Genomic DNA, 21,151 nt, shown 5'->3' with positions numbered 1-21,151 from the left:
CGGCCTCACCGCCCCGGCTCCTCGCGCCCGCCGTGCCCCGATTCGGCCGCGCGGACCAGCGTCGCGGTCCTCGCCTCCACCTCGCAGACACTGCGAACCCCCTCCCGCCCGCGCCAGGTACGGCGGCGCAGCTCCCCGCTCATCTGGACCACGTCGCCCAGCCTCCAGGCGCGGATCCCCTCGTGCAGGTCCTGGTCGAAGCTGGCGCAGGTGATCGAGTCGACCCCCCGGCCGGCGTACCGGCTGTCGGTCGGCCTGGCCACGCAGACCCGCCAGGTGGCGACACGGTCCCCGCTGGGGAGCTCGCGCACGAGGGGCTCCGCGGTGACACGCCCCGCGACCACGATCTCGTTGCGGTGGCCCGGCTCGCGTCGGGCTCCGGCCCCGTCGGAGGGGTCCGGCTCCCCACGGCGGTCGACCGCGCGGGCGCCGGGTCCGGGAGGGGGTTCTGTCGCGGTGCCGGGCTGTTCGGTCGGTGGGCGGGCCGCGGCACGCCGCCGGGCGACCGCCGTCTCCTGTCGCATGCGTCCTCCTGGGATGGTGGGCGGGGGAAGGGGCGCGACACGGCGGAGGGCTGGGAGGCCGCCGGGGGTCCGGCGCTCCGCGGCTGGTCGGGGCGTCTGCGCTGACCTCCAGGATCGCCCGGCCCGCCCCCGCGGGGAAGGCCCCGCCGGAACCTGTGGACAACCTTCGGCGACCCGCACCGGCCCGCGCGCCGCGGGTCCTGCCCCGGACGCCCGCCGGCCCGGCACGACCCGCCCCTCTACTCCGCCCCCGGTCCGACCTGTCATGACGCCCTTGTCCTAGAGTCGGATTCGGTTCGGGACAGGTCCTTCCCGTACCGCACACAACCGAGGGAACAGGGGTGCTTGCCGTGCACGACGACGTGGACGTGAGCGGTCCGCCCGAGGGGATCACCCCCCTGGGCGACGACATCTTCGCCATCGACACGATGCTCGCCGGATACCCGGGGGTCGTGTCGAGCTACCTCATCCGGTCCGAACGGCCCTGCGTCGTCGAGGTCGGCACCGCCGCCTCGGCCCGCGTCCTGCACGGCGCCGTCACGCGCCTGGGGCTCGCACCCGAGGACCTGGCCACCATCGTCGTCACCCACATCCACCTGGACCACGCGGGCGGCACCGGTGACATGGCCGCCCTGTTCCCCAACGCCGAGATCGTGGTGCACGAGCGCGGCGCCCGCCACCTGGCCGACCCGAGCCGGCTGATGGCCAGCGCCGCCATGGTGTGGGGCGACAGGTTGGAGACCCTGTTCGGGCACATGAGCCCCACCGACGCCGCGCGGATCCGCGCTGTGGGCGAGACGGGTGAGATCGACCTCGGCGGCGGCCGAACACTCGTCTCCCACTACGCGCCCGGACACGCCAAGCACCACATGGGCCTGGTGGACTCCCTCACCGGCGACCTCTACGTCGGCGACGCGCTGGGCGTGTACAGGCCGCTCACCGGGGACGTCAGCCCCGCCACCCCGCCGCCGGACTTCGACCTGGACGCGTGCCTGCGCACCCTCCGGCTCTTCGGGGACATCGGCGCCCAGCGGCTGATGTTCTCCCACTTCGGTGCGGTCACGGCGGTCCCGGAGACCCTCGACAAGGCCGAGGGCGAACTCCGCCTGTGGGTGGAGACGGTGCGCGAGTCCCACGGGACCACCGGGGACCTCGACCACGCCATCGCCATGGTCCGGGACAAGGTGGTCTCCAGGTACAGCCCGCTCCCCGCCGACGCACCGCCGGAGTCCGCCGCGGTCCTCGACATCCTCGCCGGACCGGAGACCAACGTGTCCGGCATCGTGCACTGGCTGGACCGGCTCGCGCAGGAGCAGGCCGAGCGGAAGGCGGACGGGGAGCGCTCCTGAGGCTCGGACCCCGGCCTTGCGGAAAAGGGGGTGCGGCCCCCGTCGGGCTCACCTAGTCTCGCCGCATGACAGTCGAGATCCGCCAGGCCCGACGGGCCGACACACCCGGTCTCTTCTCCCTCCTCCACCGGACGAACCCGTGCCGCGTGCTGACGGAGGAGGTCGTCCTCTGGCGGCTGGACCACCCTTCGGCCGAGTTCGAGGAGACCGTCCTCATCGCCGTGGAGGAGGACGGGAGCGTGGTCGGCCACATACGCGCCGTACTCCGGCGCGGCGGAGAGGCCACCCCGAGGACCGGGGTGTCGGTCCTCGCCTCGGTCGCCGCGACGCATCTGGGCACCGGCCTCGACTCCCGCCTCCTGGACGCCTCGGAGGCCGTCCTGGTCGCGCGGGGGGCCGGGAGCCTGCGGGCGGAGGCGGCCGGGGAGGGCGTGCAGGTCGGCGGAGAGGACTTCGCGGCACTGCTGGCGGAGCGCGGCTACAGCCCGGTCGAGAGCCATCACGTCCTGGGCCTGGACCTGGAGGACCTGCCGGAGGTCCCGCCCGCGCCCGAGGGGGTGGAGCTCCGCCCCTTCGAGCGGTTCGCGGACGACCCGCGGCCCGTCTACGACATCGACCGCCTCACCACCGCCGACGAGCCCGGCGCGGACAACGACGGCCGGTTCATGTCCTACGACGAGTGGCGCTCCACCGTGTGGCCCCGCCCGGACAACGACCACGCCGTGAGCCAGGTGATCCTGGTCGACGGCGCACCGGTCGGTATGACCTGCTACACGTCCGACGGCGGCAGCCGCGTCGAGTCGGCGATGACGGGGGTCCTGCGCGAGTACCGCGGGCGGGGTCTCGCCGGCTACGCGAAGACCGCGGCCCTGCACCTGGCCCGGGACCGGGGCGCCGAGCGCGCCTACACCGGGAACCACGAGGACAACGCGCCGATGCTGGCCGTCAACCGGCGGCTCGGGTACGAACCGGTCGCAGCCGCGACCGTCTACTCCAGGGCGGTCGGGGGCTGAGCGGCCGGGGCCCCGGGCAGCCCCAGCTCCCGCAGGAGGTGCGCGTAGACGCCGTCCGCCCAGGACAGCTCCCGGTCGGCGGGCAGGACGTCGAAGGACCGCACCCCCACGGTCTCGAAATCCCCGCTCAGGGGTTCCAGCCCGGTCACCCGGGCGTGGGTGACGACGGTGACGTGCCCGCTCGCGAGGACGTAGTGGCCCACGACCCCGACCTCGCCCAGGGTGGCGCCCGCCTCTTCGCGCGCCTCCCGCCGGGCGGTGTCCTCGACCGTCTCGCCGGGTTCGCAATGGCCTCCCGGGAACTCCCAGCCCCGGTCCCTGTGGCGGACGAGCAGGGGGCGGTCGCCGTCGTAGGTCAGGCAGACCACCGAGTCGTGGGCTCCGGGGAGCGCCCCCAGGCGCACGACGGCGCCGCCGAGCGGCTGTTCACCGCCCGGCGGCGCGGTGCCGTCGGTGTCCCGGAACGGGCTCAGTACCTGTCCCGCGGTGCCCGGCCGCCGCCGCGGTCGTCACGACGGTCACGGCCCTCGCCGGCGGGGGCCTCGTCGGCCTCCGGGAGCTCCTGCTCCTCGGCGTCGGTCCAGACGATCCCGTCCTCGGTGTCGACGTCGACCAGCTCGACGCCCTCGATCGCGGCCAGCCTCTCGTCGGCGTCGGTCACACCATCGCTGTCCACGGCCGAGGCCCGCGAGAAGTACTCACGTGCGTCGTCCTCGCGGCCCAGCTCCTCCAGGACGTCGGCGTAGGCGTAGAACAGGCGGGCGACCCACGGACGGGCCCGGCGCTCCTTGAGCTCCGGAACCTGGAGTTCCGCCAGTGCGGCCTTGGCGTCACCCATGTCGCGGCGCGCGCCCGCGGCGACGATCCGCAGCTCGATGCGGTCGGCGGTGTCCAAGGAGGCCGCGGCGGGGTCGCCGGTGATCTCCAGCGCCCGCTCGGGTCGGCCCAGACCGCGCTCGCAGTCGGCCATGATGGCGAGGAAGCTGTCCCGGCCGCTCATCCGGCGTGCGGCCCGCAGGTCCGACAGGGCCTCCTGCCACTTGCCGACGGTGTAGGCGGCCACACCGGAGGCCTCGCGCACACCGGGGACACGCGACGCCTTGCGGCGGGCGTAGGCGGCATGGGCGTAGGCCCGCTCGGGGTCCTCGTCCAGGAGCATGCCTGCGGCGACGATGTGCTTGCCGATGAGCTCGGCCAGGGACTTGGGCAGCGAGTGGAGGTCACGCCGGGTCTCGGGGTCGAGCTGGGAGAAGGTGGCCTCCTCCGGAAGCTGCGGCGGGATGTCGGCGGGGTCGCGGTCCTCACGGGGAGGGCGACGGTCGTCGCGCCGGTCGTCCCGGCCCCGGAAGCCACCTCCTCCGCGCCGGTCGTCACGGCGGTCCCCGCCCCGGAAACCTCCACCACCACGGTCGTCCCGCCCGCGGAAACCACCACGGTCGCCCTGCGGGGCACGGTCGTCGCGTCCGCGGAAACCACCGCGGTCCCCCTGGGGAGCGCGGTCGTCACGGCGGAAACCTCCACCGCCACGACGCTCACCCTGCGGAGCACGGTCGTCCCGCCCGCGATAGCCACCACGGTCCCCCTGCGGGGCACGGTCGTCGCGTCCGCGATAGCCACCACGGTCCCCCTGGGGGCCACGGTCGTCCCGCCCGCGATAGCCACCACGGTCCCCCTGGGGGCCACGGTCGTCCCGCCCGCGATAGCCACCGCGGTCCCCCTGGGGAGCGCGGTCGTCACGGCGGAAACCACCGCCGCCACGACGCTCACCCTGCGGAGCGCGATCGTCCCGCCCGCGGAAACCACCGCGATCGCCCTGGGGGCCACGGTCGTCCCGCCCGCGGAAACCACCGCGGTCCCCCTGCGGAGCACGGTCGTCACGGCGGTCTCCTCCGCGGTAACCCCCGCCCCGACTGTCGTCACGGCCCCGGGAGCCACCGCGATCATCCCGCCGGTCGTCGCCTCTGTCGTCCCAGGAGCCGCTGTAGCCGGATCGGGAGCGGGGTCCTTCACCACGTCCCCGACCGCCAGGCTCGCCGGAGCGGTCACCACCATGCTCGTTTGCTCCGGAGTCCTCGCGGTCTCCCGATCGGCTGTCCTCAGTCATCCAACCCGTCCGTCAACACTCAAAAGCGCTGCCACCTTGAGCAGTAGCAGCGCGTCATAGTACTCGTGCCCTCCAGCTTACGACATGACATCGCCGCCCACCGCCAAAGCGCCGGCCACCCGACTCCGCCGACCAGTGGGAACTCTCTCCACGGCCATCCCGCACAACACCCCTTTCACAAACGCACAAGCACAGGCACAAAAAAAGAGGGCCAAGACAGCCCCCAAAGAACCACCCCACACACAAAAAAGGAGGGGGCCGCCCACAAGGCAACCCCCTCCCCAACAAAAAACCGTGGCAGCGACCTACTCTCCCACCCCACCACAGGGCAGTACCATCAGCGCAAGGAGACTTAACGACCGGGTTCGGAAAGAGACCGGGTGTGACCCTCCAGCAATAACCACCACGGAAACCAACAACCCACCAGACCCACACCCCACACCACAACCCAGTGCAAGGGGATCACAGCGAGCCGAAACTCCGTGAAAAGTGTGCGCGAACATCCAATTATCTGCAGCGGACAAGCCCTCGGCCTATTAGTACCGGTCAGCTCCACCCCTCACAGGGCTTCCACACCCGGCCTATCAACCCCGTCGTCTACAGGGAGCCTTACCCTCTCAAAGGAGGCAGGAGACCTCATCTCGAAGCAAGCTTCCCGCTTAGATGCTTTCAGCGGTTATCCCTCCCGAACGTAGCCAACCAGCCATGCCCTTGGCAGGACAACTGGCACACCAGAGGTTCGTCCGTCCCGGTCCTCTCGTACTAGGGACAGCCCTTCTCAAGTCTCCAACGCGCACAGCGGATAGGGACCGAACTGTCTCACGACGTTCTAAACCCAGCTCGCGTGCCGCTTTAATGGGCGAACAGCCCAACCCTTGGGACCAACTCCAGCCCCAGGATGCGACGAGCCGACATCGAGGTGCCAAACCATCCCGTCGATATGGACTCTTGGGGAAGATCAGCCTGTTATCCCCGGGGTACCTTTTAGCCGTTGAGCGACACCGCTTCCACACGCCGGTGCCGGATCACTAGTCCCAGCTTTCGCTCCTGCTCGACACGTCCGTCTCACAGTCAAGCTCCCTTGTGCACTTACACTCAACACCTGATTACCAACCAGGCTGAGGGAACCTTTGGGCGCCTCCGTTACTCTTTGGGAGGCAACCGCCCCAGTTAAACTACCCACCAGACACTGTCCCCGAACCGGATCACGGTCCAAGGTTAGATGCCCGAAACAGTCAGAGTGGTATTTCACCAACGCCTCCACCGCCACTAGCGTGACAGCTTCACCGGCTCCCACCTATCCTACACAAACCATCCCAAACACCAATGTCAAGCTATAGTGAAGGTCCCGGGGTCTTTCCGTCCTGCTGCGCGAAACGAGCATCTTTACTCGTAGTGCAATTTCACCGGGCCCATGGTTGAGACAGTGGGGAAGTCGTTACGCCATTCGTGCAGGTCGGAACTTACCCGACAAGGAATTTCGCTACCTTAGGATGGTTATAGTTACCACCGCCGTTTACTGGCGCTTAGATTCCCAGCTTCGCAGGAGCGAACTCCCACTAACCGGTCCTCTTAACGTTCCAGCACCGGGCAGGCGTCAGTCCGTATACAGCGTCTTACGACTTCGCACGGACCTGTGTTTTTAATAAACAGTCGCTTCCCCCCGCTATCTGCGACCCCACCCAGCTCAGACCGCAAAGGCCATCACCAGACAGGGCTCCCCTTCTCCCGAAGTTACGGGGACAATTTGCCGAGTTCCTTAACCATGGTTCACCCGAACGCCTCGGTATTCTCTACCTGACCACCTGCGTCGGTTTAGGGTACTGGCCACACACGAACTCGCTAGAGGCTTTTCTCGACAGCATGGGATCACTCACTTCACCGAAAACGGCTCGGCATCACGTCTCAGCCTCAACAGGGGGCGGATTTGCCAACCCCCCAGCCTACACGCTTACCCCCGGACAACCACCGCCGGGTAGAGCTACCCTCCTGCGTCACCCCATCACTTACCTACTACAAGCTCGGATCCCAGACCGGTCCAGAGGCAGTTCCCGAAGGAACCACCAAGAACCAGCGTGGTTAGCATCACCTGATTCGATACTGGGCGCTCGTGCACGGGTACGGGAATATCAACCCGTTATCCATCGACTACGCCTGTCGGCCTCGCCTTAGGTCCAGACTCACCCTGGGCGGATTAACCTGCCCCAGGAACCCTTAGTCAATCGGCGGCAACGTTTCTCACGTTGCTTTCGCTACTCATGCCTGCATTCTCACTCGCACACCCTCCACCACACGATCACTCGGCAGCTTCACCGGATGCACGACGCTCCCCTACCACACCAACACAAGGTTGGCATCCACAGCTTCGGCGGTGTGCTTAAGCCCCGCTACATTATCGGCGCAGAACCACTTGACCAGTGAGCTATTACGCACTCTTTAAAGGATGGCTGCTTCTAAGCCAACCTCCTGGTTGTCTCAGCAACTCCACAACCTTTCCCACTTAGCACACGCTTAGGGGCCTTAGCTGATGATCTGGGCTGTTTCCCTCTCGACTACGAAGCTTATCCCCCGCAGTCTCACTGCCGCGCTTCACTTAACCGGCATTCGGAGTTTGTCTGACGTCAGTAACCTTGTAGGGCCCATCAGCCAAACAGTAGCTCTACCTCCAGCAAGAAACACGCGACGCTGCACCTAAATGCATTTCGGGGAGAACCAGCTATCACGGAGTTTGATTGGCCTTTCACCCCTACCCACACCTCATCCCCCAGGTTTTCAACCCTGGTGGGTTCGGGCCTCCACGAGGTCTTACCCCCGCTTCACCCTGGACATGGGTAGATCACTCCGCTTCGGGTCCACAGCATGCGACTCAAACGCCCTATTCAGACTCGGTTTCCCTACGGCTACCCCACCCGGGTTAACCTCGCCACACACCATGACTCGCAGGCTCATTCTTCAAAAGGCACGCCATCACCAAAGACAAGCTTCAGCTCTGACGGCTTGACAGCACACGGTTTCAGGTACTATTTCACGACCCCTCACCGGGGCACTTTTCACCTTTCCCTCACGGTACTAGTGCACTATCGGTCATCAGGACGTATTTTGGCTTAGCAGGTGGTCCTGCCAGATTCACACGGAATTTCTCGGGCTCCGCGCTACTCGGGAGAACACCAACGCCTAGACTCTTCCTTCACCTACGGGACTCTCACCCACTACGGTTCCGCTTCCCAACGGATTCAGCTAAAAGAATCACTCAGCGCTCCACGTCGGCAGACCTGGAAAGGTGCATCCCACAACCCCGCACACGCAACGACTGCCGTCTATCACACGCGCACGGTTTAGCCTCTTCCCCGTTCGCTCACCACTACTAGGGGAATCACTGTTGTTTACTCTTCCTACGGGTACTGAGATGTTTCACTTCCCCGCGTCACCACCAACTACCCTATACATTCAGGTAGCGGCAACCCGACACAACTCGGGCTAGGTTTCCCCATTCGGACACCCACGGATCAAAGCTCGGTTGACAGCTCCCCGTGGCCTATCGCGGCCTCCCGCGTCCTTCATCGGCGCCTGATGCCAAGGCATCCACCGTGTGCCACTATCACTTGGCCACTACAGATAACAAGATGCTCGCGCACACTATTCACAAGTCAAAACACCAACCACAATCCCCACTACCTCACACCGGGAAACAAACCCCGAGAGTTCGCAGAGGTGGTCCGCGGGAAACAAACCGACCACCCGCCCCCACAAGGAGGGCCAGATGGTCGAGGTTGCTTCCTCAGACACCCAACAGCGCGCCCCCCGACGCTTCTAGTCGCCGGAGGCAAAGCCTGATTCTCTTACAGCCACTCCCGAAAACAGGCGATCCGAAGACCGACCCGAACGGGTCCACTTACGAGTCCGACCAGCCATAGGAAGAGCTGGTCTTCAAAGACTCCTTAGAAAGGAGGTGATCCAGCCGCACCTTCCGGTACGGCTACCTTGTTACGACTTCGTCCCAATCGCCAGCCCCACCTTCACTCATTCCCTCCCCGAAGGGTTAGGCCACAAGTTTCGGGTGTTGCCGACTTTCATGACGTGACGGGCGGTGTGTACAAGGCCCGGGAACGTATTCACCGCGGCGTTGCTGATCCGCGATTACTAGCGACTCCACCTTCATGGGGTCGAGTTGCAGACCCCAATCCGAACTGAGACCGGCTTTTAGGGATTCGCTCCACCTTGCGGTCTCGCACGCCCATTGTACCGGCCATTGTAGCATGTTTGCAGCCCAAGACATAAGGGGCATGATGACTTGACGTCGTCCCCACCTTCCTCCGAGTTGACCCCGGCAGTCTCCTATGAGTCCCCACCATGACGTGCTGGCAACATAGAATAGGGGTTGCGCTCGTTGCGGGACTTAACCCAACATCTCACGACACGAGCTGACGACAGCCATGCACCACCTGTCACCCACCAACTAAATGACCCTGTATCTCTACAGGTCCACGGGCGATGTCAAACCTTGGTAAGGTTCTTCGCGTTGCGTCGAATTAAGCAACATGCTCCGCCGCTTGTGCGGGCCCCCGTCAATTCCTTTGAGTTTTAGCCTTGCGGCCGTACTCCCCAGGCGGGGCGCTTAATGCGTTAGCTGCGGCGCGGAAACCGTGGAAAGTCCCCACACCTAGCGCCCAACGTTTACGGCATGGACTACCAGGGTATCTAATCCTGTTCGCTCCCCATGCTTTCGCTCCTCAGCGTCAGGTAAGGCCCAGAGACCCGCCTTCGCCACCGGTGTTCCTCCTGATATCTGCGCATTTCACCGCTACACCAGGAATTCCAGTCTCCCCTACCTACCTCTAGCATGCCCGTATCCACTGCAGAACCGGAGTTAAGCCCCGGTCTTTCACAGCAGACGTGACACGCCGCCTACGAGCTCTTTACGCCCAATAATTCCGGACAACGCTCGGACCCTACGTATTACCGCGGCTGCTGGCACGTAGTTAGCCGGTCCTTATTCCCCACCTACCGTCAACCCCCAGAGAACTGGGAGCCTGCGTTGGTGGTAAAAGAGGTTTACAACCCGAAGGCCGTCATCCCCCACGCGGCGTCGCTGCGTCAGGCTTTCGCCCATTGCGCAATATTCCCCACTGCTGCCTCCCGCAGGAGTCTGGGCCGTGTCTCAGTCCCAGTGTGGCCGGTCGCCCTCTCAGGCCGGCTACCCGTAATCGCCTTGGTAGGCCGTTACCCCACCAACAAGCTGATAGGCCGCGAGCCCATCCCCGACCGAAAAACTTTCCACACACCGCCATGAGGCGGTGTGTCGTATCCGGTATTAGACGGCGTTTCCACCGCTTATCCCGGAGTCGGGGGCAGGTTGCTCACGTGTTACTCACCCGTTCGCCGCTCGTGTACCCCGAAGGGCCTTACCGCTCGACTTGCATGTGTTAAGCACGCCGCCAGCGTTCGTCCTGAGCCAGGATCAAACTCTCCATAAAGGTCATACCATCCGTCCCGGCGACCGTGAGGTCGGCCTGGGGCGGATAAACCTAGAAGTAATCCTGACCAACCAGGTTGCCCTGGTTAATCAAAGGAACCCTTCACACCGAACCACTGTTCGGGTGACGGGGCCAAAACAAACATGGCTTAAAGAAAATCAAACACGCGCTGTTGAGTTCTCAAGAAACAACCGCTCTTCCCGTACAAGCGCCAGCCGTTCCGGCCGTCTGCTCTTCCGTGGAAGGCGTCTGCGTTTCCGCTTTGTTGTGTCTTTACTTTATCAGGTGTTCCGCGCCCCGCCAAATCGGCGGTTTGTGGTGGTTCTGATCGGGGTAAAGCCCGTTTGCTTCGTCTGCTTTTGTCCGAATGGACTGGGCTTTTGAAGCGACTCCCTGAGTTTACATGGCCCGAACAGTGCTCGAACCGCGTGATCCAGAGAAGAGATTGTGTCGCCCGTCGCGGACCGGCGCCGAGTCTTCCCAGTGGAAGCTCGCCGTGCCGCAGCGACTTTTTCGAGTATAGGGAGGGTGCGGGTGGACGTCAAGTCAGAGCCCGGAGCCGATGTGGAACCGGCGCTCCGGGACCCTGTCGCCCCGTCCCGGGCGGCTTCTGAAGGCCCCTGACGTGCCCGGTTCCTGTTCCGGAACCGCGTGTCACGTCGCCTGTTGTGCCAGACAACGACGATCGTGCCCGGGAGATTCCCGGCCGAAACCCCCATGCGGCCGCAAAGTTTCGTGGACGACCCGCCCCGGACACAGCCGTGGGCCGACGCCCCTGGGGGCGCCGGCCCACGGCCACAGCACGTCGTCAGCCGTCGAGGACGACACCGCCGATGTTGCGCTTGCCCTTGCGCAGCACCACGTAGCGCCCCTGGAGGACGTCGGCGGTCCCGAGCCTGGCCTCGACGTCGGTGACCTTCACGTTGTTCACGTAGGCGCCGCCCTCCTGGATGGCGCGGCGGGCGGCGGACTTGCTCGGCGTCAGACCGCTCTGCGCGAACAGGTCCGCGACGAGCAGGCCGTCGACCGGTCCCGCGACCTCGGCCCTGGGCACCTCGGCCAGCGCCGCTTCGAGCGTCCGGCCGTCCAGCTCGGACAGGTCCGCCCGGCCGAACAGCGCCAGGCTCGCCTCCCGGACCTTGCGGCACTCCTCCTCGCCGTGGACCAGCGCGGTGAGGCCCTCGGCCAGGGTGCGCTGGGCGGCGCGGGCCTGGGGCCGCTCCTCCGTCTGGCGCTCCAGCTCGGCGATCTCGTCCTCCGAGAGGAAGCTGAAGGTCTTCAGGTAACGGACCACGTCCCGATCGTCCGCGTTGAACCAGAACTGGTAGAAGGCGTACGGCGAGGTCAGTTCGGGATCGAGCCAGATGGTGCCGGACTCGGTCTTGCCGAACTTGGAGCCGTCGGCCTTGGTGAGCAGGTTCGTGGTCATCCCGTGCGCCTGGCCGTGCGGCTCGTTGCCGTCCATCCGGCGGACCAGGTCCAGGCCCGCGGTGATGTTGCCCCACTGGTCGGAGCCGCCGGTCTGGAGAGTGCAGCCGTAGCGCCGGTAGAGCTGGACGTAGTCGTAGGACTGGAGCAGCACGTAGCTGAACTCGGTGTAGCTCATGCCCTCCCCGTCGAGGCGGCTCTTGACCGTCTCCCGGGCCAGCATCTGGTTGACGCTGAAGTGCTTGCCCACGTCGCGCAGCAGCTCGATGGCGTTGATCTCGCGGAGCCAGTCCCCGTTGTTGGCGAGCACCGCGTCGGTGGGCCCCGCCTGCTCGCCCTCGGGGGTGAAGCGCAGGAACGCGGAAAGCTGCCCGGCGAGGTTGTCCACCCAGCCCCGGACGGTGTCCACCGAGTTGAGCCGACGCTCCGCACTGGGCTTCGGGTCGCCGATGAGCCCTGTGCCCCCGCCGACGAGCGCGATCGGACGGTGCCCGGCCTGCTGGAAGCGCGCGAGGGTGAGGATCTGGGTGAGGTGGCCCACGTGCAGGCTGCCCGCCGTCGGGTCGAAGCCGCAATACAGGGTGATCGGACCATCGGCGAGGGCCTTGCGGAGTGCGTCAAGGTCGGTCGTCTGCGCGAGCAGGCCGCGCCACTGGAGTTCGTCGATGATGTCGGTCACTGTGTTGCTCTCTGTTGTGTAGGCGGGCCCCGGGGCCCGATCTGCCTCGGAGTCTAGACGGAATGCCGCTGGGCATCACGTGGATTTCCCCCTCCCCCACGCTATCGGCTGCGCCGGCGCCCCTGGTCGCGCGGTCCGGCCGACCCGGAGCGGGCCTCCCGGTGGGCCCGCGCTCCCCGTTGACACCTTTGGCTAATGCCATTAGCGTTCTGGCTATGAAGATAAGCCATATTGGGAGGACCGTGCGCGACCTTCAGCGCCCCCTCGGCGGGACCGCCTGCGGCATCCGCGGAGCCGGGAGCCTCAGTTCCCCCGTGGTCCTCGTGCCCGGCGTGTTCGACCACCGCCCCTCCGTCCGCCTCGTCGGTGCGGGCGCCGCCGTCGCGGCCTGGGAACGGCCCGGCCCGGTCGTGCCCGCCGTGGAGGCGCTGGCCGAGGGGGGCGTCGCCGGTGCCTAGGGCTGGGCTGACCCCGGCGGTGGTGGCCGAGGAGGCGGCGCGGCTCAGCGACGAGGAGGGTTTCGACTCCCTGTCACTGGCCGCGGTGGCCAAACGGCTCGGGGTGGCCACGCCCAGCCTGTACAAGCACGTCGACGGGCTGCGGGGACTGAGGCGGGAAGTGGCGCTGCTGGGCGCGAACGGCATCGGCGAGGAGGTGCAGCGCGCCACCGTGGGCCGGGCCGGTCCGGAGGCCCTTCGGGCGACGGCCGACGCCTACCGCCGCTACGCGCACGCCCACCCCGGGCGCTACGTCGCCCTCCAGCAGCTGCCGGTGCTGGCCGGGGCCGGGGCCGAGCCTGCCACCGACCCCGTACGGGTCCTGGCAGCGGTCCTGAGCGGGTTCGGTATCGCCGAGAACCAGGCCGTGCACGCGATCCGGGCGCTGCGCAGTGCGCTGCACGGGTTCGTGGACCTGGAGACGCGCGGCGGTTTCGGTCTGCCCGAGGACGTGGACCAGTCCTACGCGCTGCTGGTGGAGGGGTTCGTGCGCGCCTTCCAGGAGTGGCCGGCCACCTCGCCCGGCACGGGTGCGGCACCCGGGGACACGAGGCGGGGGTAGGCGATGCCGTCCGGACCCTTCGGAGTCGCGGGCATCGTCAGGGCGTCGCGCCCGGAGCTGTCCATGGGGGGCGCTCCTGGTCGCGACGCAGCCGCCTGACCTGGTCTCCTTCCGCTGGCGGTGCTGGGGGGTGGAGTGAGCGCCGGTCCCGGCCGGGACCGTCCTGTACGCGTGGCGCACGCTCCGGGACCGTCCGGACCGCACGCGGGCCCTGCTCCACAGCATCGGCACCGGTCTCCTCCTGGTGGGCTCGTTCGTGTACGACCTCACCGCCTCCTGAGTTCTGGGCCCCGGGACCGTCCCGGGTGAGGGATTCCTGACCCCGGACGGAGTTCCCGCAGGGTGGGGGCATGGGCCAAGCTGATGGACACGACCGTTTCGCCCCCGTGTGGCGCCCGACCCGTTGTGGAGTCCCCTGATGCCCAAGAAGTCGTCGAAGATCGGCGGCGCACTGTCCGCCGTGGTCGGCGTGCTCGCCGTCGCCGCGTTCGTCCTGTACCAGCTGGGCGTGATCGACCTGGCGCCCGAGGGCGCCGCCGAGCCGCAGGGCGGCGACGCCACGGCCTCGGAGCCGTCCGTGGAGCAGGCCCGCTCCCAGCTGGAGGAACTGCGGATCGAGGAGGAGAACGACCCGCCCGGGTACGACCGCGCGCTGTTCCCCCACTGGGACACCGGCGTCCAGGAGAACTGCACGACCCGCCAGGCGGTCCTGATCCGCGACGGCGACGCCGTGGAGACCGACGAGGACTGCAGGCCGGTGTCCGGGTCCTGGTACAGCGCCTACGACGGTGAGACCTTCACCGACCCGCAGGACATCGACATCGACCACATGGTCGCCCTGAAGGAGGGCTGGCGCTCCGGCGCCCACGCGTGGACGACCGAGGAGCGCGGCCGGTTCGCCAACGACATGGACTCCACCCAGCTGTGGGCGGTGAGCGCCTCGACCAACCGGTCCAAGGGGGACGCCGACCCCGCCGAGTGGATGCCCCCGCTGGAGTCCTCGCACTGCGACTACGCGGTGTCCTGGATCGAGGTCAAGCACGTGTGGGACCTGACTGTGGACCCGGACGAGGAGTCCGCTCTGCGCGACATCCTCTCCGGTTGCTGATCCGCCCGGACGAGGGCGCGGGGCCCCGGTCGACCGGGGCCCCGCCCGGTCAGCCGGAGTCCGTGCTCGGCGCGATGCCCCCGGCCGTGGCGAGGAGCTCCTCCTGGCCGACGAGGCCGGAGGAGTCGCGGACCTCCACCGCCACGCCCTTCGCGGGCGCCCAGAACACCTCGGTCTCGCCGCGCAGGGCGGTGTGGCCGTTGTTGTCGAACTCCTCGAGCGCCCAGTCGGGCGAGCGCTCGTGGTACTCGGTGAGGAAGTCGCGGACGGCGGACAGGTCGGAGAGCGCGGAGCCGCGCATGACCAGGACCTGGAGGAGGACCCTGACCCCTCCCCCCTCCATCGTCCTCTCCCAGACCCGGGTGGAGAAGGACACGTCGCCCCACTCGTAGTCGAAGTCCGAGACCGAGGTCCGGTCGTCGATCTGTGCGGGCAGGTGCCCGATGCTGAAACCGTCCAACTCTCCCCCTCGTGGGCTGGTGGCGGCCGGGGCCGCCGTGAGTGCGAGCGCGAGCGAGGTGGCGAGTGCCACCGCGATCCACCTGGCAACGGACATGTTCACCTCCGGCGACGGTCGTGGGACCGTCCCGGACCACCGCTGTCTCTCATGGTGGGGCGCTGCGGAAGCCGCTGCCAGAGCGTTCTCCGGCCTGTGGACAACCCGGGCCCGGCGCTCGCGGGAGCGGCGCCGGACCGGGTCGTGTCCTACCCGCGGGGCGGGTGCACGAACGTGTCCGTGAGGAACTCGGCGATCGCCAGTGAGGAGGTCGCCGCGGGCGAGGGGGCGTTGCGCACGCACACGACCCGGCCGTGCGTGTCCACCCGGAAGTCGTCGAGCAGGGCGCCGTCCCGGCCCAGCGCCTGGGCGCGCACCCCCGCCGGCGCCGGGCGCAGGTCGGCCGCCACCAGCTCGGGGAGGAGCTTCCTGGCCTGGGAGGCGAAGGCGGCGCGCGAGGCCGACACGAGGGTCTCCCTGGCCCCGACCGCCCAGTGGCGGCGCGCCAGCCGCCAGAACCCCGGCCACGACAGGGTGCTCGCGAGGTCGCCGGTGCTCAGGTCGCGGGCGCTGTAGCCCTCCAGTGCGGTGGCGAGGATGGCGTTGGGGCCCGCCATGACCTCGCCGTGGACGTGGCGGGTGAGGTGCACGCCGAGGAAGGGGTACCGCGGGTCGGGGACCGGGTAGAGCAGCCCGTTGACCAGGTGGCGGCGTTCGGGGACGAGTTCGTGGTACTGGCCGCGGAAGGGCACGACCCGCGGGTCGTCCGCCGCGCCGGCCATGCGTGCGAGACGGGCGCTGTGCAGTCCGCCGCAGGCCACGAGCCGGTCGAACCGGTGGACGGACCGCTCCCCGCGGGGGTCTCCCGTGAGGGCGCGGACCCCGTCGTGGTCCTGCCGCAGGTCGATGACGGGGGTGTTCAGCAGGACCCTGCCGCCGGAGCGGCGGACGTCGTCGGCGAGCTGTTCGGCGACGGCCACGAAGTCGGTGACGGCCGTGTGCGGTGAGTGCAGCGCACCGGTCCCCGCCGCGTGGGGCTCGATCTCGCGCAGGCCCCCGGGGCCGAGCCGCGTGACGCCCGGGACCCCGTTCTCCCGGGCCCGGCGCCCGATGTCGTCCAGGCGGGCCTCGTCCTCGGCGTCCACGGCGACGAGGACCTTGCCGACCTCCTCGTAGGGCAGGCCGTGCTCGGCGCAGTAGTCCTTGAGCAGCCCGACCCCGCGGCGGCAGAGTGTGGCCTTGAGGGAGCCGGGGCGGTAGTAGAGCCCGGCGTGGACCACCCCGCTGTTGTGTCCGGTCTGGTGCGCGGCCACCCGGTCCTCCTTCTCCAGGACGGTGACCCGGGTGCCGGGGCGGTGGAGGACGAGTCGTCGTGCCAGGGCGAGTCCGACGATCCCCGCTCCGATGATGCCGATGTGTTCGGTGCTGCGCATGGCGGCACGCTAGCAACCCCGGCCGGGGCCCGCGCGGGCGGGGACTGCCGCGCGGCGGCCCGCGAACTGGACGAGTCGGCCCTCCGGGGCCCGCGCGGGCGGGGACGGCCGGTGGACGCGTCCCCGCCGGGGACCGCGGGGCCTCCCGGCGGCCTCGCCGGCGGAGACCCCTCCGAGGGCCCGTGGTCAGAGCGAGCGCAGGCCGACGAGGACGGCGTGCAGGATCTCCCCGCTGCCGAGCGGCCGGGAGGGACCGCACCGCTGGAGCGCCCCCTCGGCGACCAGGGCGGAGACCATGCACCTCACCTGGCCGACCGGCAGTCCCACCTCGGCGGCGAGCTCGACCACGGTGCGGGCGCGCAGGGCGTGTTCGAGAACGGCCTCGCGCTCGGGCCGCAGCCACTCGCGCCGACCGGGGGTGCGGGCCGCCATGACCAGTGTGAGCAGGTCGATCCCGTGCGCGCCCGGGTCCTCGAGGTCCCCGCCCCCGGGGTCCCCCGCCGCCACCGCGAACGGGCGCAGGAAGCGCTCCCCTCCGGGTTCGGTCACGCGGTCGGCGCACCCCGGCGACCGCTCCGGGACCGGCCCCGGCCCGGGGGTCCGTTCGGCGGGACGGCGGGCGCGGGTTCCTTCAGTGCTCACCGTGTCCCCCCGGCGGTGTCGGCACGGACATGCGGGGGTCGCCGGCGCCGTGGGGGCCTTCCTCCCGGCGCGGGGCCGACCGCTTGGGCAGCGCGGGCTGCCGGGGGCCGCCCGTCTGCGCCGGTTCGGGGCGCCTCTGCGGGAGGGGGCCCTGCGGCCCCGTCCGGACGCCGGGACCGTTCGGCCGCAGGCCGTGCTGGGGGCCGGTGGTCCGCGTCGGCGGAGCGGGGTCTCGGGGGTCTCCCCGGTCGGGAACGGCGGAGGGGGCGCCCCCGCCGCCCCCGGGCGCGGCGTACCCGGGGGCGCGGTCGGGGCCTCCCGGCGCGGACACCGGCAGGGCCGTCCGGGGGATCCGCCTTCCGCCGGGGTCGACCGGGTCCCACGGCCCGTCGGCGCGGTGGGCGCTCGGCGCCCCCCTCGGTCCGCGGTACCCGTAGGCGGGGTCGGCGTCCCTCATGCCGTCCGGGGGCGAGGGGACGACGCTCTGCGGACCGCTCCGGCCGGGGTCGGGGACGACACTCTGGGCGCCGGTCTGCCAGGGTGCGGGCACGGGGCTCTGCGGGCCGCTCGGCCCTGGCGGCCCGAAGCCGGCCGAGGGGTGTGCGCCGGTGTCACGGACCGCCTGCTGCGAGCCCGTGACCGTCACCGGGTTCTCGACCGGCTCCAGCAGCGACTCGGGGAGGAGCGCCGTGGCCCGGGTGCCCCCGTAGGGGGACGGCCTGAGCCACACCCGCACGCCGTGCCGCTCGGCGAGGCGGGCGACGACGAAGAGTCCCAGGCGGGGGTCGTCCGGAAGCGCCATCACGTCGAACTCGGGAGGACGGCGGAGCGTCCGCTCGGCCGCGGCGTAGCCGTGGTCGGACATGCCCAGGCCGCGGTCCTCGACCTCGACCACCAGCCCCTCGGCGGTCGGGGTGCAGCTGACGTCCACGGGGGTGCCCGCCGGGGAGAACTGGGTGGCGTTCTCCACCAGCTCGGCGAGCAGGTGGACCACGTCGGCGACCACCTGGCCGTGCATGAGCGCACGGGGGGCGGACGTCAGGCGGACGCGCTCGAAGTCCTCGGTCTCGGCGATGGCGGCGCGCAGCACGTCGACGAGCGGGTGCGGCTGCCGCCAGCGCCGAGCCGACTGCCCTCCGCCGAGGATGATGAGGTTGTCGGCGTAGCGCCGGGCCCGGGTGGCCATGTGGTCCAGGCGGAACAGGCGGCGCAGCGCCTCGGGGTCCTGCTCGTGGTACTCGATCTCGTCGAGGAGGCGCAGCTGCCGCTGGACCAGGTTCTGGTTGCGGAAGGCGATGCCGAGGAAGGCCCGGTTGGCGCCCCGCCTGATCTCCGCCTGGCGCACCGCGGCCTCCACCGCCGTGAGCTGGGCGCTGTCGAAGGCCTCCGCGACCTGTCCGATCTCGTCGTCGCCGCACTCGTCGAGCGGCGGCAGCTCCTCGTGGACGTCGACCTTCTGGCCGCGCTGGGCCCTGTCGACGATGTCGGGCAGGTCCTCGTCCCGCTCCAGGATCTGTCCGCGCAGGCGGAGCAGGCGCACGGTCAGGCGCCGCGAGGACCTGCTCACCACGGCGATGGCCACCACCCCGCCGGCGAGGACCGTCCCGGCCGCCGCGATGCCCAGCGACACGCGGAACAGGGCCGCGCTCCACGCCATGTCGACGGTGCGCTCCGCCTGGGCGAGGGCCAGGCCGTCCAGGGCGGCCACGGTCCGGGGGGACGCCTCGTCCCACTCCTCCGCGCCGACGTCGACGGAGGTGTTCAGTTCGGAGGACGCGGGCCCCGCCTCCGGCACGTCGGGGTCCGACACGGTCTCCCTGAGCGGGGACCGTGTGACCACCTGGCGGCTGAGGTCCTCTGTGCGGGTCCAGGCCTCCGAGGCGGTCATGTCCTCGTAGTGCTCCCGCACGCTCGGGTGCATGACGGGCGCGGCCGACTCCAGGGTGTCCCGGTAGGAGGCGGTCAGGTAGGTGAAGTGCGCCGTCTCCTCGTAGCCCATCTCCCCCCGGGCGATGCTCCCGGCGAGCAGGGCGTCGGCGGTGGCGCTCTCGGCCCTCGCGCCGAGGAGCTCGCTGGTCAGGACCGCGTCGGTGAGGTTCGCACCGCCGTCGGTGGTGTGCACCAGGGCGGTGGTCGCGTCGGTGGTGACGTCGAGGATCTCGCCGAAGCGGAGGAGGGTCTCCTCCCGCACGGCGGCGTGCTCGTCGATGCGCGTGCGGATCCCGGCGAGGGACTCGGGGCTCTCCGTGACCGCGGACGCGCTGCGCCGGACCTCGTCGTCGCGGGTGCCGCGCAGGCGCTCGGCCAGTTCGACGGCGGAGGACAGTGCGGCGTCGGTGGCCGCCCTCTGCTCGTCGAGCGCGGCGGAGGCCTCCTCGTCGGGCCCGCTGTTCTCGAAGCGCCCCTGGTAGACGAGGGAGAGCCTGCGTTCGAGGCGCAGCTCCTCGGCCGCGCGCGAGAAGACCTCGGTCCCCTCGCGGGCCTGGTGGACAGCCCCCATCAGCTGGACCGCCTGGACCGTGCCCACTGCGGCCACGACGAGCCAGAGCGCCAGGAAGCACAGGCTCGGGATGAGCACGATACGGGTGAGCTGTCCTCGGATCGTGGAAGCGTTGTCGCGGTTTCTGCGCATGGCCCCCTCCGGCCTGTGCGGATGCCGGGGCCCGGGAGGGCGCCTCGGCGGCTTTCGGCCCTGCCGAGGCTATCGAAAAATCGTTGCCGTATGCTGTCAAATGATCACTAGCAGTTGCCTTTTCTCTCGCGCGACATCCCGTCAGCTGTGCTAGCACAGCCGCTCGGGCTCGGCGAACCCGCAGGTGGGAACGGCGAAGGGGCCGCCCGTGGCAACGGGCGACCCCTTCGCGACCCTCTCCGGTGCCCGCGGGGGCACGGCGTGTCGCGCCCCTCAGGACTCCGGGCGGTGCCGGGAGCCCACGGGGGCGGGCAGCTCCTCGGCCGTCGGCGGCTGCTCCACGCCCAGCGAGTTGAGGACCTCGGCGTAGCGCAGGGCCGCGATCTTGCCGAGGAGGCTGTCCGCGCCGAGAGACGCGCCGAGTCGGGCACCGAAGCGCGCCGCGATCGCCTCCATCCTCTCGACGGACAGCTCGGGGCCGAGCGCGCTGGGGGCGATCACCGGGCGGCGGCAGCCCCCCTGGCGCAGCTGGCCGACGATCTGCTCCACCGAGGCCTCGTTCTCCAGGTCCGCGGGCAGCACGGTCAGGCCCAGCCGGGCGGCGAGCAGGACCGCGGTCACCCCCGCGGCCCCGACGGCGCCCTCGCCTCCGACGGCTCCCACCACGACGCCGTCCGCCATGGTGGTGTTGCGGGCGACCACGCTGATCAGCCTCATGCGGTCGGCCCGGACGTATCCGGCCTCGGCCAGGCGCAGGTGCAGGACCTCGGCGAGCATCGGGTGCGGCCCGAGCCCCTCGGTGACGCGCACGTCGGCGCCGGTCCGGACGGCCGCGTCCTCGATCGCGGCCGAGACCCTCCGGTGCGGAGCGGTCACCAAGGGGACGATGACGCCGCCCAGGGGCCTTTCGTCCGAGGGGCCGAGGTCGGCGAGCGCCTCGGCCAGGGTCTGTTCGTCGCCCTCGACGTGCCCGTAGCGGATGGTCACCTCGGGGCGGTAGGCGCGCACGAGGTCTGCCATCCGGGCACCGATCGACTCGCCGTCGGCGCCCCTGGCCTGTTCGGCCGTGCCCGGGACCGCCATGATCAGCGCGGGAGTGCCGAACCAGTTGTCGAAGGACAGCGGGTTGCGGTGGCGGCCGGAACGCCGCTTGGGCAGTTCGCGTGGGGGAAGTCGGTCAGAGTTTCGCATACCAGGATTCAGATGAGAG

15 protein-coding genes and 3 rRNA genes are annotated in these 21,151 nt (G+C 69.4%); 6 read left to right on the top strand and 12 right to left on the bottom strand.

The features are described 5' to 3' along the window. Nucleotides 1-5: 5 nt before the first annotated feature. Nucleotides 6-524 (bottom strand): single-stranded DNA-binding protein, encoded by a 519-nt coding sequence (locus OUQ99_RS08995; RefSeq protein ID WP_346660239.1) that lies wholly within the window; start codon nucleotides 522-524, stop codon nucleotides 6-8. A 350-nt stretch (nucleotides 525-874) separates the two neighbouring features. Between OUQ99_RS08995 and OUQ99_RS08990 the strand changes: the two genes are divergently transcribed. Both OUQ99_RS08990 and OUQ99_RS08985 read left to right on the top strand, forming a co-directional pair. Next, nucleotides 875-1,873 carry an MBL fold metallo-hydrolase gene (locus OUQ99_RS08990; RefSeq protein WP_267950314.1) on the top strand — a complete coding sequence of 333 codons (999 nt, stop codon included), beginning with the start codon at nucleotides 875-877 and terminating at the stop codon, nucleotides 1,871-1,873. Between the two features lie 65 nt (nucleotides 1,874-1,938). After that, on the top strand, nucleotides 1,939-2,886 hold the full coding sequence (locus OUQ99_RS08985) for a GNAT family N-acetyltransferase (RefSeq protein WP_267948963.1): 948 nt from the start codon (nucleotides 1,939-1,941) through the stop codon (nucleotides 2,884-2,886). On the opposite strand, the gene OUQ99_RS08980 is transcribed toward OUQ99_RS08985, so the two are convergent. Continuing rightward, complete coding sequence (locus tag OUQ99_RS08980; RefSeq protein WP_267948962.1) at nucleotides 2,862-3,290, bottom strand: NUDIX hydrolase; 429 nt, start codon at nucleotides 3,288-3,290, stop codon at nucleotides 2,862-2,864. The genes OUQ99_RS08985 and OUQ99_RS08980 overlap by 25 nt on opposite strands. A 65-nt stretch (nucleotides 3,291-3,355) precedes the next feature. Beyond that, nucleotides 3,356-4,045, bottom strand: a complete 690-nt coding sequence (locus tag OUQ99_RS08975; protein WP_267948961.1) for a tetratricopeptide repeat protein — start codon at nucleotides 4,043-4,045, stop codon at nucleotides 3,356-3,358. A gap of 54 nt (nucleotides 4,046-4,099) precedes the next feature. Here OUQ99_RS08975 and OUQ99_RS08970 point away from each other — a divergent pair, with 54 nt between their 5' ends. Beyond that, nucleotides 4,100-5,050, top strand: coding sequence for a hypothetical protein (locus tag OUQ99_RS08970; protein WP_267948960.1), 951 nt, complete (start codon nucleotides 4,100-4,102; stop codon nucleotides 5,048-5,050). 232 nt (nucleotides 5,051-5,282) lie between these two features. On the opposite strand, the gene rrf is transcribed toward OUQ99_RS08970, so the two are convergent. The 4 genes from rrf to tyrS form a co-directional block, all read right to left on the bottom strand. Continuing rightward, nucleotides 5,283-5,398, bottom strand: a 5S ribosomal RNA gene (rrf, locus tag OUQ99_RS08965). A 107-nt stretch (nucleotides 5,399-5,505) separates the two neighbouring features. Next, nucleotides 5,506-8,599, bottom strand: a 23S ribosomal RNA gene (locus tag OUQ99_RS08960). A gap of 333 nt (nucleotides 8,600-8,932) precedes the next feature. Then, nucleotides 8,933-10,464, bottom strand: a 16S ribosomal RNA gene (locus tag OUQ99_RS08955). Together the 16S, 23S and 5S rRNA genes form the textbook arrangement of a ribosomal RNA operon. An 808-nt stretch (nucleotides 10,465-11,272) precedes the next feature. Next, a complete protein-coding gene (tyrS, locus tag OUQ99_RS08950) occupies nucleotides 11,273-12,571 on the bottom strand; it encodes a tyrosine--tRNA ligase (protein WP_267948959.1) in 1,299 nt (432 codons plus the stop codon). 242 nt (nucleotides 12,572-12,813) lie between these two features. Between tyrS and OUQ99_RS08945 the strand changes: the two genes are divergently transcribed. The 3 genes from OUQ99_RS08945 to OUQ99_RS08935 all read left to right on the top strand — a co-directional run bounded on the left by OUQ99_RS08945 (nucleotide 12,814) and on the right by OUQ99_RS08935 (nucleotide 14,738). After that, nucleotides 12,814-13,029, top strand: coding sequence for a hypothetical protein (locus OUQ99_RS08945; RefSeq protein ID WP_267948958.1), 216 nt, complete (start codon nucleotides 12,814-12,816; stop codon nucleotides 13,027-13,029). Further along, a complete protein-coding gene (locus OUQ99_RS08940; protein ID WP_267948957.1) occupies nucleotides 13,022-13,630 on the top strand; it encodes a TetR/AcrR family transcriptional regulator in 609 nt (202 codons plus the stop codon). The genes OUQ99_RS08945 and OUQ99_RS08940 overlap by 8 nt, the downstream gene beginning before the upstream one ends. A 418-nt stretch (nucleotides 13,631-14,048) precedes the next feature. Continuing rightward, nucleotides 14,049-14,738 carry an HNH endonuclease family protein gene (locus OUQ99_RS08935; protein ID WP_267948956.1) on the top strand — a complete coding sequence of 230 codons (690 nt, stop codon included), beginning with the start codon at nucleotides 14,049-14,051 and terminating at the stop codon, nucleotides 14,736-14,738. A 49-nt stretch (nucleotides 14,739-14,787) separates the two neighbouring features. Here the strand turns inward: OUQ99_RS08935 and OUQ99_RS08930 are convergent, their stop codons facing one another. From OUQ99_RS08930 to OUQ99_RS08910, 5 genes are all read right to left on the bottom strand, one after another. After that, a complete protein-coding gene (locus tag OUQ99_RS08930) occupies nucleotides 14,788-15,198 on the bottom strand; it encodes a hypothetical protein (protein WP_344186025.1) in 411 nt (136 codons plus the stop codon). 245 nt (nucleotides 15,199-15,443) lie between these two features. After that, nucleotides 15,444-16,667 (bottom strand): L-2-hydroxyglutarate oxidase, encoded by a 1,224-nt coding sequence (gene lhgO, locus OUQ99_RS08925; protein ID WP_267948954.1) that lies wholly within the window; start codon nucleotides 16,665-16,667, stop codon nucleotides 15,444-15,446. A 186-nt stretch (nucleotides 16,668-16,853) separates the two neighbouring features. After that, nucleotides 16,854-17,309, bottom strand: coding sequence for a DUF742 domain-containing protein (locus OUQ99_RS08920; protein ID WP_267948953.1), 456 nt, complete (start codon nucleotides 17,307-17,309; stop codon nucleotides 16,854-16,856). Then, the gene (locus OUQ99_RS08915; protein WP_267948952.1) at nucleotides 17,299-19,941 is read right to left on the bottom strand and encodes a sensor histidine kinase; all 2,643 of its coding nucleotides are present in this window, start codon (nucleotides 19,939-19,941) and stop codon (nucleotides 17,299-17,301) included. The genes OUQ99_RS08920 and OUQ99_RS08915 overlap by 11 nt, the downstream gene beginning before the upstream one ends. 273 nt (nucleotides 19,942-20,214) lie before the next feature. Next, complete coding sequence (locus OUQ99_RS08910; RefSeq protein ID WP_267948951.1) at nucleotides 20,215-21,132, bottom strand: sirohydrochlorin chelatase; 918 nt, start codon at nucleotides 21,130-21,132, stop codon at nucleotides 20,215-20,217. Between the last annotated feature and the right edge of the window lie 19 nt (nucleotides 21,133-21,151).

It is taken from the genome of Streptomonospora nanhaiensis (assembly GCF_026642255.1).
Classification (GTDB): Bacteria; Actinomycetota; Actinomycetes; order Streptosporangiales; family Streptosporangiaceae; genus Nocardiopsis; species Nocardiopsis tropica.
This window is presented reverse-complemented; position numbering and strand designations above follow the sequence as displayed.